The following is a 13,617-nucleotide window of genomic DNA, read 5'->3' as shown; positions in this document are numbered from 1 at the left end:
GATTTGAGCAATAAACTGTCCAGAATCATTCTATACGACAAATCTCTGGTTGCTAGACTCTCTCCGCAAAATCAACTTCCCCCTGAGACACTATGAACATAATCCGGAGCCACTCTCTCAGTCTGAACCTCGGCCATGCCCTGGATCACTTCTTCGTACTTATATTTCCTACCGTAATTCTTTCCCTGCAAAATGAGTGGAATATAGCTTATGCCGATTTGCTGAAGTACGGCAGTCTGGGAGTCTTTGCTCTGGGCCTTGGTTCTCTACCTGCAGGGTGGCTGGGTGACCGATGGAGCCGGGAAGGGATGATGAAGTTGTTTTTCTTCGGTATGGGAGCCTCAGCTATTTTCTGTGCGCTTGCAACTAACCCGGTACAACTGGCATTGGGTGTAGGTGCTATTGGCCTTTTTGCCTCTATCTATCACCCTGTAGGCACCGCGCTGGTATTTGCTACCAGCGATAAGCCTGGCAGGGCTCTGGCCATCAACGGACTGGCTGGCAACCTCGGACTAGCTTCTGCTGCTGCTGTTACTGCTTTTCTTACAGAAAATATAAGCTGGCAATCAGCCTTTATCATTCCGGGCCTCTGCTCAATTGCCATGGGCTTCCAATATCACTGGGCATCGCGAAATCAGTCCAGCAAACACTCAAAAGAAAAATCGTTTAAACCAAAGCAGCTAAACAAACACGCGATGATAAGACTTTTTGCAGGCATTGCGGTAGTAGCCTGCTTTGGCGGACTGGTTTTCCAGACCCTGACCACCAGCCTGCCTAAAATTCTGGAAACCAGCATTGATTCAAACCTGACCGGTATTGGCAGTCTGGCCACCCTGATGTTCACTCTGGCCGCTTTCATCCAGCTGGCTATAGGTGAGCTTCTGGATCGAATTCCAGCCAAACGTTTGCTAATGGCTATTTGTTCACTTCAGGTTCTTACCCTTCTTTTATCTTCCATAGCAAAAGAGACTTATCTTTTATTCTCTCTAACCGCTCTGTTACTGGCTACATTTGCCCAGATTCCAGTGAACGACTGGTTGATTGGTCACTATTCCACGGAAGAATGGCGCTCCCGCTTTTATGCTATCAAGTACACTCTGGCTTTGGGTATGTCGGTTATCGCTTACTGGCTCATAGCCACTGTTTACGGTGAAACCCAAAGCTTCTGGCTGCTATATATCATCCTGGCTGTCCTGATGTGCTGCTCCGTTGTTGCGGCAATGGCTATGCCAAAGGGGAAATAACACTTCTAACCTTTCAGGGGGTCATGTACGACCCCACTATAAACAAAACTTACACAATAAATTCATCGTAATACCGAAGATTGTCAGGCTTTTTCTGCGTTGATCAACACTGTTTTTCGAAGGGACTGTTCCTATACATTGCACCTTCTAAAAAATATCGCACACACTCACTATGTTGAAAAAGTCATTGATTGCCCTTGCTGGACTGGCTGTGTCAGCTACCACGGCCTGGTTCTTTCTGCAGCCTGCTCCCACTGTCAGCCTGGCCTCCGACGAAAAGAGGCTGTTTGATCTTGAGACTCACTGGGATCAAGGCAATGTTGTTGCTCTGGTTCGCCATGCCGAGCGTTGTGATCGCTCTGATAACCAATGTATGCAAGGTGAAACGGGGATAACTGTTCCGGGTAAAAAAGAAGCTATAGAGGTCGGGCAGGAATTCAGCCATCTGCCCAATCAGGAAACCATCGTGTACAACAGCCCGGTCAAAAGAACAGACCAGACTGCTGATTTGATGTTTGGCGAAGAAGGTAGCACCACTCAAGTCTGGCTGCGTGAAGGGTGCAAAGAAAATCTCTATGCAGATATTTTCAAATACAAAGAAGAAGGGAAAAACCTGATTCTGGTCACCCATAGCACCTGCATCGACAAACTGGGTGAAGCCCAGAATAATGACCTTGTCGTTATGGACATACACGACAAGTCCACTTACAACTCATCCATCTTTCTGACCATCGATCAGGACGAAAAAGAAGCCTATACCTTGGGCTACCTTTATGCAGACGACTGGGATAAAGCTTTTAATTAAGCCTCTGCGGTCGGACTTATATAGACACTATAAGCCCGACCTTTGCCACTTTATTTCAAGCACTCAGCGATATCTTGCAGCCGTGATGAACTGACTAAAGGTTTCGCACCAAATAATCACTGTATTGTATGACTTGATATTAATATTCGCCGGTACAGGGACAATAAAGTTCTTAAAGGTTTTGACGTCACCTACCCGCACCATTTTGGATTTAAGACGCTCAAAATCCTTTTCGTTATCAACAAACTCAGGCGACAGATACAACTTGTAGTCCGGCCCCGGAGCCAGTTCCCCCATTAATGAGACAGCATTTTTACCGACAAAAACCTTTCCTTCTCCCCAATGCAAACTGTCACTGCCTTTGAGGTTCCGACGAAACTCTCCACTAAACTTCGCTGTTTTGGCTTTTGTTTCAACAACCTTTGTTTCCGGTGCAGGAGGTGCTATCAAAATGGGTAAAGCATAAATACCCGCTGCAAAACCAATGGCCAGAGCCAGAGCATGGCTGATAAGCAATACGATAAACTTTTTCATGGTTTTTACCGTGTCAATCGTTCAATCAGAGAGGCATGTTGAGGATAAGAAGCTATTAACTGCTCAGCAGGAGGCATTTCGAAATCAGCAAAATCAAAACCGGGTGCCACAGTACAACCGGATAGAACATATGAAGCTGGGTCATTCACTTCAACAGCAAACAGACATCCTGCTGGCACTATAAACTGAGGCAACTCATCTTTCAGGATATTCCTGCCCAGCTTTGCAGTAGAATAAGCACCGTCAGGAGCAATAACATGGATAGTCAGTGATGCACCGTCGTAAAAATGCCAGACTTCATCCTGATGAATGCGATGAAAGGCAGAAAAATCATGCCCTTTGAGGAGATAATAAATTGCCGTCGAAAAGCTACGCTCACCTGAAAACCTCTCAGGCAGATTACTTTTAGAGATCACCTCATCAGAACGATAGGTTTCCCGAAAGTAGCCACCTTCCGGATGAGGCTGAAGATCTAACGCCTTTACCCAGTCATTTGCACCCTTCACTATGCAACCCTCCTAGCATTGGAAACCCTATAGTGAGTTAACCCAAACACTTCGTAAAGATGCGTTTTGGCAATCCATGTGCTGCTGATAATATTACTTAGAACCTGAACTCCATACCCGCCTGCAAGTAATGACCCAATGCATTCTCAGACCATGTACCTGCATAGCCAATATTCATATTGAGTTGCTCGGTCAGCTGTGTGCCCATTCCCAGAGAATAATAAGCCGCGTTCTCGTCATAGCCTTTATAGCTGTATTTTGAATTCATGTACTCGATATCATCAGGCTTATAATCATTATGCTGCCAGCCTAGAGAAGCCTTAACCTCAAGAGGCTGATTCATCTGAAATCGGTCGTATGTCAGGCTACCGCCCATTCTGGACACCCACCCCTTGGTGGTTCCCTTACCTACCATGCCCATGGCCCAGTTGTATTCATCCCGGCTCTGATTGGCATAGAGAAATTGCACTTCCGGTGTCAGCGTCAAACCCGAAGTCAATCCATCCAGATTGATGTCGTATCCCCCCCGAATATAAGCATCCCACTCCTTACTCTTGTAATCCGCCTTGTATCGGGACACTTTGCTGTCAATCGTGTTCCAGTTATAAGTGACCAGAGCTTCTGCATGAAAACCCTCCTTACTGAATGCCAGGGTGGGGCCTAATCTCCAGGTGCCGGTATCTACTTCACCATTATGGCCTTTTACATCAGCATCCAGTTTCTGCCAGGCACCATAAACACCCAAAAGCCAGTCTTGACTGACAGGTCTTACAAGCCCCATCTGAATGCCGTATCCACTGGACTTAAAACCTGCCATATTTTTCATTTTGTCCTGATCGTAGTAATGTCCATACAACTCAACCAGGCCAAACCAGTCACCACTGACAAATGCCGTAGCGCCATCGGTCATTGACTTCATGTAACTGTTAGAATCTTCATCCTGTCCCAGGTAATCAACATCAGAAGATGCATCACCGTTTTCGGCTTTCAATAAAGCGGTGGGCGTTTTATCCAACAGATTGCCTTCAACACCACTCATAGAGGCTGCAGGAATTCGACCTTTTAGAATACTCCGGGTCAGACCTGTAAAACTGTCGTATGCAGTCAGGCTGGACTCCATCATCATTTTGTCAGCAACGGCGAGATGATTCAGAGCAAAGGGAACCGAAGGGGTTAATGCCATAGCGGATATTGTGCCCGGTATAGCCTGTACCGGAACCACTTTACCCTCTCTAATCAGCTGATCCACTTCGGTGGCTTCAAAGTAATACTTGCCGTCTTTCCCCAGCTGATGAACCTTATCTGTATTGATAGTGGCTTTGGCTTCTATCGTTTTCGAATAGGTGATGGTGGCACTGCTACCATCCTTATCACTGCTTACCGAAGACTCTACTCCGGCTTCAGCCGGAACAGGTGTAAGATATCCACTCGCAATAATGCTCAGTGCAACGGGCCTTATGGCTTTAGAAAGATTGTACCTGGCGTTCACAACTACCCCCGATCTTCATGTGGCAATGTTAATAAATCCCTCCAGATCAGAAAGTAGTTCATCGCAGCAGGTTATCCAGTTTTCCAATAAAACGATTCACTATCATTTCATTGTCGTATTTGCGTTCTGACTGAATCAACGTTAGCAGGACCGGAATAAGTTTTTTGAAGAAAAATAGAAACGTGCAGAGAGCTTTTGATTCTTTCAATACAGGTTTACGGATTCATTCTGACAGGAATTCTTTTACTCCCCCAAACTCCCGCCTTACTTTCAAACACACCACCAACAGATTCACCACAGTGATTACAACACCCTGAATTCAGATTCCAGGCGCCCAACTGATACCAGTCCCTTTCAATCAATATGTGCCCACACTTGTGACACCAGGTACTGCCTCCCCGACTGTCGTGAACATTGCCTGTATAGGCGTATCGAATGCCTTTGCTAAGAGCAATACCTCTTGCTCTTGTCAAGGTATCAGCAGGAGTATGAGAATGATTGAGCATTTTCCAGTCAGGATGAAAAGCCGTGAAATGGATGGGAACATCAACACCCAGATGTTCGACAATCCACTCTGTCATTTCATGGAGTTCATTGTCTGAGTCATTCTCGCCAGGAATCAACAGAGTGGTTAATTCAAACCAGACATCTGTCTCATGCTTCAGATACTGCAGTGTTTCCAAAACTGGCTGCAAAGCACCACCGCAGATTTTCTTATAAAAGGATTCACTAAAGGCTTTTAGATCAATATTCGCAGCATCAATAAACTCGAAGAAGGCCTCCCTGGGCTCTTCACAAATGTATCCGGCACTGACGGCCACAGATCGAATACCCTTTTCATGACCTGCCAAGGCAACATCCCTGGCGTACTCAAGAAAAATGACCGGATCGTTGTAGGTAAACGCCATACTCCGGCAACCTGTTTCAAGAGCAGCTTGAGCCAGCTGCTCCGGCATGGCCTGATCGGCCAGGGTATCCATTTCTCTGGATTTACTCATATCCCAGTTCTGGCAGAATTTGCAGGCCAGATTACACCCAGCGGTGCCAAACGATAGAACCGGAGTGCCCGGTAAAAAATGGTTTAACGGTTTCTTTTCAATAGGGTCAATACAGAAACCACTGGATCGTCCATAACTGGTCAGAACAATCTGATCCTGATGTCGGGCTCTGACAAAGCACAGCCCCTGCTGCCCTTCTCTCAACTTGCAGGCTCTGGGACAAACATCACACTGAATCCGACCATCATCCAGAGTGTGCCAGTATTGTGTCGGGAAAAACTCTGGCGGAGACGGATGGCTTCCATTCTTCATCGTTGTGCCTCGCTTGAATAGTGCCTCACTCGGTTCACTGACTATAATTATAGAGCTGCTCACCCGGGGGGAAAGGTTCAATGACTACTCGACAACCTGCTGTCTCTGGTGCTTTTTATCCAGACCAGCCAGAACTTCTGCACACTGTTGTCAGCAACCTGATGTCTGAAGCTAACGAGAGGGAGCTGTCGCCTAAAGTTCTGATTGTTCCCCATGCTGGCTATATCTATTCCGGTGCCATTGCTGCGTCTGGTTATAAACAACTCGAACCTTTTCGCCGAAACATTAAAAGAGTCGTGCTACTGGGACCTTCTCATCAAGTGGCTTTTGAAGGTATAGCCTTACCCGATTGCGAGGCTTTTTCTACTCCGTTAGGTGAAATCCCACTGGACATAATGGCCATCAAAAGTCTGGAACGCTTCAGCCAGGTCCAAATCATGGATGCCGCCCATGCCAGAGAACACAGCCTCGAAGTTCAATGCCCCTTTCTTCAGAACACTCTGGACAACTTCAAACTGATCCCTCTTGTCGTAGGCGACGCGTCCCCTTATGCAGTAGCAGAAGTCATCGACTACCTCTGGGGAGGGGACGAAACCCTGATCGTCATCAGCTCAGACCTGAGCCACTACCTTCCTTATGAAGAAGCCAATCATCGTGACAGCCTGACCACAAAAGCCATTGAACAGATGAGCTGTGCCCTGACCGGGGGGCAGGCCTGCGGTTGCTCCCCCCTCAATGGCATGCTGAAGGTTGCTCAGCGCAGAGGGATGGAAGTGGTCACCCTTGATGTTCGCAACTCTGGTGATACGGCGGGTGATAAAAAGCGGGTTGTAGGGTATGGCGCCTATGTCATCCAGTAAGGGTCATTTGAGTCGATATTCAGTGTTACATGCCCGACTCTTGACGAACAAATATTTGCTGACGGCCAGAAAGGATAAAACCAGATGGATCTGAACCTCTCAGAACAGGATAAAAAAAGCCTGTTGCGCCTGGCCCGCCACACCATTGCAGAAGCCTGTGTTGAGGGCAACGCCCCAAAGCTAGACACCCAACAGTATCCTGACAGACTTCAAGCTCATCGAGCGACCTTTGTGACGCTTCAGAAGTTGGGCGAGCTCAGAGGCTGTATTGGCTCACTGACTCCTCAGAAACCTCTAATCGAAGATATCGCTTACAACGCTTTCGCCAGTGCATTCAGGGACCAGCGCTTCTTCCCTGTGACTGAAAACGAGTTGGCAGACTTGAGTATTGAGATATCGGTTCTAACACCCATGAGTACAATGAATGTCGATAATGAAGAAGACCTTCTGAGTCAGCTAACACCTGGCGTTGACGGCTTACTGATACAAGGTGAATACCACAAAGCTACTTTTCTGCCACAGGTTTGGGAGCAACTGCCTGACCCCAATGAGTTTCTTCTACACCTCAAACATAAAGCTGGACTACAGTCTCATGCATGGCCGGATGACATGGAGTGCTTTTCCTATCAATGTTTAAAGTTCAAAGAAGAAGATTAATCAGCGAAATACCCAGAGCCCCCTATCCTGTTCTTAACTCTAAAACCAATAACAGGATTCACTATGCGAGCCTCCCTGCTGTTTTTCGGGTACATTTTTTGTACTTCATTCTCATTTGCATACTATCTACCTGAAAATGAACTGGAGAATCTTTCTCTTTTGATTGATTCCGTGCCATTGCCATTTTTCAGCAATAGCCAAATGCCCGAGCAACAAACCCTATATGCCTTTATCTGTATGGTTGATAAAAAGCAGCTTGGCATCAATCCGGCTAATTATAATGGGTGTTTAATTATGGGAAGTCAGGGCGTAGTTGAGTCCCCGTCCTTTACCACTCCGTTCAAATCCAGGAAGAGTCTATTTCGATTCTTTTACAACAACACTAAAGATAAAAACAACCAACGATCACCCTGGATTTTTCAAAACAACAGCCTTTGTTATGAGCCTCTGGAAGAAGAAAGCAGAGTCTGCTTTCTGCCATACATTCACAAGAAAATGATTGAGAGATCTCTCAACTCAATTTACAGCGGATCAGGCTCAGGCAATGGTGATACAACAGAGAGGACACATGGAAAATCCACAACACTGCCTCCCTCCGAAGAAGATCCCTACCGCGATCTGAAGACCATAGGCATAGTAGCTGCAGCTTTAGTGGTAATCATGGTTATCTATGGGACTATTCAGGGTGTCAGAGAATATGCCCTGAAAAGAGGTCATGCGATTTGATAGAGGCTATCCCTGCCTCTATCAACCATGACATCAGGCAGTCGCTGCTTTAGCCACGCTATCAGCCTGTTCCTGAGCGATCAGGGATTTGGAATAGATATTCAGGAAGGGCAGATACAGCAGGGTCGACATCACCAACAGACCCAGCGCCAGGAACAATGATCCAAAGTGGAAGTTAGTACTCAGGAACGCAGCCAAAGGCCCGGGGGTGGTCCATGGCACCAGAGCAACAATTCGGCCGGCAAAGTCCATGGAAGTGGCAAAGTAGGCAACGGTGACATTGATCATGGGAATCAGAATGAATGGAATGCCCAGAATCGGATTCATAATAATCGGCGCACCAAACAGAATCGGCTCGTTAATATTAAAAATGCCCGGCACCACTGATATACGACCAATGGAACGTAAATGAGCACTGCGACTGATCGCCATGGCAATCGCCAGACCCAAGGTCGCACCCGACCCACCCAGGTTCATATAGTTATCCAGAAAACCGCCGGCAAAAATAGCGGGCAGCTGCTCTCCTGCAGCCAGCGCTGCCTGGTTCATTTGCAGGTTGGTCAGGGTAAAGGTTCCCACAACCCCCATTACAATGTTGGCACCATGCAGGCCACAGAACCAGAGAATATGAATAATGAAAGCAATCAGCAGTAAAGCTGGCAGAGAGTCTGAAGCAGAGATCAGGGGCTTAAAGATTTCCATCAGCATTTCTGGCAACAACATGCCGTCGCCCATATTGGACAGCATGATGTTAATCGGCTGAAGAATCAGAATAATGGCAATAACCGGTGTCAGGGATTCAAAGGAGCGGGCAATAGCCGGCGGTACCTGATCAGGCAGCTTGATGGTCATCTTTTTGTTCACCAGGAACCGATAAACCTCAATCGCAATACCACCCACGATGATCGCTGTGAACATCCCCTTGCCGTCAAGGTAAGTAGCATTAATGGCTGGCGGCCAACCGGTTACAGGTGCTGCAACCAGAAGGAAGGCAAACAGGGATAAAAAGCCGCTGGTAATTTCCGGAAGACCATAAAGCTTACCCAGACTGGAACCCAGGCCAAAACTGATGAACAGACAAGCCATGCCCATGGTCGCATAAAAAGGCTGAAGCCAGTCTCCCTTATACTCGGCCATCAGATCGGTATACCACTGGGAGTACATGAAGTTGGCAGGATCAGTCAGCGGAAGATTCAAAAGCAGAAGGATCAGGGAACCCACAATCAAAAACGGCATGGCGTAAACAGCGCCATCCCTGATCGCAATCAGGTACTTGATATTGGCCAGTCTGGCGGCAATCGGCAGCAGTATCTGCTCGACTCGTTGTACGACTTTTTCCATGCGCTTCCTCACTACTCCCGGCTTTGAGCAAGAAGTATTTCTTACCGAGTTAATCTGGATCTTCCTTAGGATTCCAGAAGAATGAAACCGGTTACACTTCGGTATACACCTAAAGAAAAGCGTGTTTTGATGTGAATCAACGTGAACGATATTCCGAACAAAGAAGTGCTCACTGATGATCGAATCTATCGTTTCGACCATCGGTGAATTGCATAAAAGATAATTAGAAGGCAGTTAAATCGTCAGATCTATTCTGCCAGGAAAGGTTTAATACGTTCATCACTGTCCGGATGAGTAGAGAAAAATACGGGAATGTCAGCGCCTTCGTGCTCTGATTTCAACAGCCCCATGATGTCGGCAAAATGATAGGGTTCTGGTCCATGCTCCTGCATGAAAGCCAGAGCATACTGATCAGCTTCCGTCTCCATTGTTCGCGAATAGCTGCTTTCCATCAGCAACGCAGGCAAAGCGGCGGCAAGGTTGGCTACAGAGACTACATCGCCAGTCACAACAATCAACAAAACTGACAAACCAGTCTGCTGCAATACGCTCCTGAGACTATGGCGTCCTACAACATGTCCGATTTCATGAGCCAGAACGGCTTTCAGTTGATCATCATTTTCAGAAAGACGAACCAGTTCATCGGTCAGAATAATGGTGCCATCAGGCAAGGCAAAAGCATTGGCCCCTACATCAGGACTGCTTCTGAAAACCAATTGCAGAGGCAAGGACTGACTGGACTGTACAACCATTGTCTGAAAAACCGAAGTCAGCCGCCCTTGGGTTTCTGAATCCAGTTTACTGGGCTCCAGAAAGACTTGATCCAGAATTTCCAGCGTCCCCTGGCCCACGTTCAGAGCCACTGATTCAGGCAAACTCATGGCCACCTGTTTAGCAGAGAATGGCACCACCACCGTCAACAGAAACCAGAGAATCCCCACCATCGCTACAGCCGAAGCCAGAACATAGCGATATCGGGATTCAATATTGTGAATCAGATTAAAGCGACTGCTCTTCAAATGTTGCTTCTGAGTCTTGTCAATTTGATCATTTTCGGTGGATTCAAAGAGAGCACCATCCAGAAAGCGAATGGAGCGTGCTGAATTCCCAACACGACTACTGACATCTAAATCTTCAAAGTGTCCCTGGGGGGAATATTTATCCGAGATAGAACAGCGCAGGTAAACCTGCCCCGACTCATCAACCTCAAGATAGGTATCCTGAGATCGACTGCTGCCTGATGGGTAATACTGCCCCCTGATTCGCATCAGATACCCACCGCCAGATCAAAGACTTCGCCCACTTCTTCAGCAATAGCAGACTGCTCTTCCTGAGCTTGATCGGTGAAATGATCAAGTGCTTCATCAGCAAGCAGCGTGGTGGATTCAGCCCGGTACTGAGCCAGCCTGATCATAGCCCAGGGGATCGCCAGGCCCAGTGTGCAAACAATAGCCAGCACATTTGTCAGATAAATTAAAAGAAGGTCTGTCGCCTTCTGACGGCTCTCAAAGCGGTACTCTTCGACTGAGATATTGCCATAGATAATGTTTGCTGTACCTGCCATAACAATGGCAAAGGTAATTAGATAACCAATCAGAGTTGCAGTCATTGCAATAAGACTGCCAGACAATCCGCCCAGATAATTTCCGAATGTCGCTATTGGCAGACCAATAAAAATAGCAAAGAGGGTAATGTACATGATGACTTTCAAATACATCATATAGAAAGCTTTTGCCAGGAAAAATGCCTTAAAGTCTTCACCACCAAAGCTGTAGTGATTCACCAAATACTCTTTCTGCTTTTTTATCACCCATGGAAATGCCAGTCCCAGTGAAACCATTGTAACTATGGGTAAAAGAATGAAGTAAAGAAAGGTTCTCCAGTAAGATCCCTGAAACTTAAATCTCACGTTTCTCCAGGCACTGACCCGGGCATTAAACGACAAAGATTTATTAATTATGTAAGGCATTACAAAAAGAATCACGGGCATCAACAATAAGCTGACCAATGGAAAATATTGGTTGGCCAGTGAGAATGCCACCAACAGGCCCAGACCAATTAATCGACCTTTAAGAATAGTGATGGGATCTGCCAGATAGCTGAAGGAAGAACCTGCAACCCAGGTAGAACCATAAAAGTAACGGCGAGTTCTGACCTTTGCCCAGGCTGAGTAGATGCCCAGTGTCACAACGGTCAAAAGAACATTGACGATCCATATCCTGAAGAATTCACCAGCCTTACCAGTGAATTCAAAATGATGGTGCACTTCCTGCCCTGGAGGTAGCAACTTCCCTGTCTCCATAATCACTCCATGTGATGATTTCCATTTCAAGCAGGGAGAACTATACCGCCATTCTTTTTCGAAAAATGTAGGCTATTTCTCACATTACCTTGAGATAAACGACTTTGGATTTTAAAAAGAAAACAAATTAAGGGGATTAAACAGGAAAGGAATGGAAGCACTGAGATTTCAGTGCTTCCCGATCAGTATCAGATCACTTCAAACAGGAAGTGGTTTTTCTTACCCAGTTTCACCAGGAAGAAACGGTCATACAAGGCATTTTCTTTAGCAAAGCACTCTGGCAGATTCATGTTATCTGCGGCACCCCGAGCAGTGCCGTTAAAAAACACGGCGTTGCGTCCCAGGGCATCTTTAACCTGCTTGCCACTCTTCACCATGCCCACTTCAGCAAACAGCTGAGTCATAGGATTGCCTTCAAGCTCATCACGCTTGATGGTTGCACTGGGCAGACCGTCCAACTTGAGTTGCTCCAGGTCGGTTTCAGATAGACTGTTGATGTCGCCAGAGAACAGAGCTTCAGTGATTCGCTCTGCCGCTTGCAGACCTTCTTCACCGTGTACCAGACGAGTCACTTCCTTGGCCAGAATCTGCTGAGCCTGTGGACGACCTTCACGAGCTTCGTCTTCTTTCTTGATTTCCTCAATCTGTTCCTGTGGCAGGAAGGTGAAGAAATTCATGAAGCGGTATACGTCAGCGTCCGCTGTGTTCATCCAGAACTGGTAGAAGGCATACTGGGAGGTCTTGGCAGTGTCCAGCCAGACAGCCCCACCTTCCGTCTTACCAAACTTGGTGCCATCGGATTTGGTAATCAGAGGCACTGTCAAACCAAAGGTTTTGGCCTGGTTTTGACGACGGGACAAATCAATACCACCAACAATGTTGCCCCACTGATCGCTACCACCTACCTGCAGAGTGCAGTCATAACGGCGGTTCAGTTCGGAAAAGTCCATTCCCTGCAGCAGGGCATAGGAAAACTCGGTGAAAGAAATGCCGGAACCTTCACGATTCAGACGCTGTTGTACCGACTCCTTGTTGATCATGGCATTGACGGAGAAGTGCTTGCCAATATCACGCAGGAAGTCCAGAGCGGTCATCTCACCGGTCCAGTCCAGATTATTGACCACCAGCGCAGCATTATCACCACAGTCAAAGTCGATGAACTGACTCACCTGCCCCTTGATCTTGTCAACCCAGCCTGCAACCACGTCAGGGGTATTCAGCTGACGCTCAGCCGCCTTGAAACTTGGATCACCAATCAGTCCGGTAGCACCACCTACCAGGGCAATGGGTTTATGGCCTGCCATCTGGAAACGTTTCAGCACCAACAGAGGTACCAGGTGCCCCAGGTGCAGACTGTCTGCAGTTGGATCAAAGCCGCAATAAAGAACCCGTGGCTGTTCGCTCAAGTGAGCGTCCAGCTCTTCTACGGCAGTGGTCTGCGCGATAAGCTGGCGGGCCTGCAGATCTTTCAGAAGCGGATTTTGACTCTCAGACATTTACCTATCCTGCTATGGGGAAGCGAAAAATTGTCGGTAAAGTACAACAAAACGCGTTCAGAACAAAGCCGGAAAAAAGGGTTTCCTTACATTAGGTAACGCAGAGTGCGCTTTGGTAACAGGATTTCAGAAAAAGCCACAAACAGATTGGGGACTTTCAGCTATTAATGTTATGTCCCTCTAAGCCACTGTCGAATTTCTGTCGCCGTTCAGAAAAATATTTACAATTCGCTTATAGCTATAAATCAATTCATTATGTAGCGTTTAGAGATATAATTTATATAGATTCGTCACAAAACTTTAACCTATAGCCATGAGCGAGAAGAAATACAGCCTGATCCTGAGCA

13 protein-coding genes are annotated in these 13,617 nt (G+C 47.0%); 5 read left to right on the top strand and 8 right to left on the bottom strand.

Features of this window, described 5'->3' with window-relative positions; translation table 11 throughout:
* Positions 1–92 precede the first annotated feature (92 nt).
* Together WG89_RS07185 and WG89_RS07180 are read left to right on the top strand one after the other, a co-directional pair.
* Positions 93–1,244: an MFS transporter gene (locus WG89_RS07185; protein ID WP_062263454.1), complete on the top strand. Its 1,152-nt coding sequence runs from the start codon at positions 93–95 to the stop codon at positions 1,242–1,244.
* 211 nt (positions 1,245–1,455) lie between these two features.
* Positions 1,456–2,049, top strand: a complete 594-nt coding sequence (locus WG89_RS07180) for a histidine phosphatase family protein (protein WP_172806734.1) — start codon at positions 1,456–1,458, stop codon at positions 2,047–2,049.
* Between the two features lie 63 nt (positions 2,050–2,112).
* Here the strand turns inward: WG89_RS07180 and WG89_RS07175 are convergent, their stop codons facing one another.
* The 4 genes from WG89_RS07175 to amrS form a co-directional block, all read right to left on the bottom strand.
* Positions 2,113–2,583: a DM13 domain-containing protein gene (locus tag WG89_RS07175; protein ID WP_062263448.1), complete on the bottom strand. Its 471-nt coding sequence runs from the start codon at positions 2,581–2,583 to the stop codon at positions 2,113–2,115.
* A 5-nt stretch (positions 2,584–2,588) separates the two neighbouring features.
* Positions 2,589–3,089, bottom strand: coding sequence for a cupin domain-containing protein (locus tag WG89_RS07170; protein WP_216638448.1), 501 nt, complete (start codon positions 3,087–3,089; stop codon positions 2,589–2,591).
* Positions 3,090–3,186: 97 nt separating this feature from the next.
* Entirely contained in the window at positions 3,187–4,578 is a 1,392-nt protein-coding gene (locus WG89_RS07165) for an autotransporter outer membrane beta-barrel domain-containing protein (protein WP_062263441.1), read from the bottom strand.
* 215 nt (positions 4,579–4,793) lie between these two features.
* Complete coding sequence (gene amrS, locus WG89_RS07160) at positions 4,794–5,888, bottom strand: AmmeMemoRadiSam system radical SAM enzyme (protein WP_062263438.1); 1,095 nt, start codon at positions 5,886–5,888, stop codon at positions 4,794–4,796.
* Positions 5,889–5,968: 80 nt separating this feature from the next.
* Between amrS and amrB the strand changes: the two genes are divergently transcribed.
* The 3 genes from amrB to WG89_RS07145 all read left to right on the top strand — a co-directional run bounded on the left by amrB (position 5,969) and on the right by WG89_RS07145 (position 8,131).
* Positions 5,969–6,748 (top strand): AmmeMemoRadiSam system protein B, encoded by a 780-nt coding sequence (gene amrB, locus WG89_RS07155; protein WP_062263435.1) that lies wholly within the window; start codon positions 5,969–5,971, stop codon positions 6,746–6,748.
* An 84-nt stretch (positions 6,749–6,832) separates the two neighbouring features.
* The gene (gene amrA, locus WG89_RS07150; RefSeq protein WP_062263433.1) at positions 6,833–7,405 is read left to right on the top strand and encodes an AmmeMemoRadiSam system protein A; all 573 of its coding nucleotides are present in this window, start codon (positions 6,833–6,835) and stop codon (positions 7,403–7,405) included.
* 201 nt (positions 7,406–7,606) lie between these two features.
* Complete coding sequence (locus tag WG89_RS07145) at positions 7,607–8,131, top strand: hypothetical protein (RefSeq protein WP_153301467.1); 525 nt, start codon at positions 7,607–7,609, stop codon at positions 8,129–8,131.
* A 33-nt stretch (positions 8,132–8,164) separates the two neighbouring features.
* Here the strand turns inward: WG89_RS07145 and WG89_RS07140 are convergent, their stop codons facing one another.
* The 4 genes from WG89_RS07140 to tyrS form a co-directional block, all read right to left on the bottom strand.
* Positions 8,165–9,472, bottom strand: coding sequence for a PTS sugar transporter subunit IIC (locus WG89_RS07140; RefSeq protein WP_062263427.1), 1,308 nt, complete (start codon positions 9,470–9,472; stop codon positions 8,165–8,167).
* 248 nt (positions 9,473–9,720) lie between these two features.
* Positions 9,721–10,740 (bottom strand): M48 family metallopeptidase, encoded by a 1,020-nt coding sequence (locus WG89_RS07135; protein WP_062263424.1) that lies wholly within the window; start codon positions 10,738–10,740, stop codon positions 9,721–9,723.
* Positions 10,740–11,774, bottom strand: coding sequence for a YjgN family protein (locus tag WG89_RS07130; RefSeq protein WP_062263421.1), 1,035 nt, complete (start codon positions 11,772–11,774; stop codon positions 10,740–10,742). Before WG89_RS07130 ends, WG89_RS07135 begins: the two co-directional genes overlap by 1 nt.
* A 188-nt stretch (positions 11,775–11,962) precedes the next feature.
* Entirely contained in the window at positions 11,963–13,270 is a 1,308-nt protein-coding gene (tyrS, locus tag WG89_RS07125) for a tyrosine--tRNA ligase (RefSeq protein ID WP_062263418.1), read from the bottom strand.
* Positions 13,271–13,617 lie beyond the last annotated feature (347 nt).

This window comes from Endozoicomonas arenosclerae, assembly GCF_001562015.1.
Taxonomy (GTDB): Bacteria; Pseudomonadota; Gammaproteobacteria; order Pseudomonadales; family Endozoicomonadaceae; genus Endozoicomonas_A; species Endozoicomonas_A arenosclerae.
The sequence above is the reverse complement of the archived record's forward strand: the minus strand, read 5'-3'. Positions and strand labels throughout refer to the sequence as shown.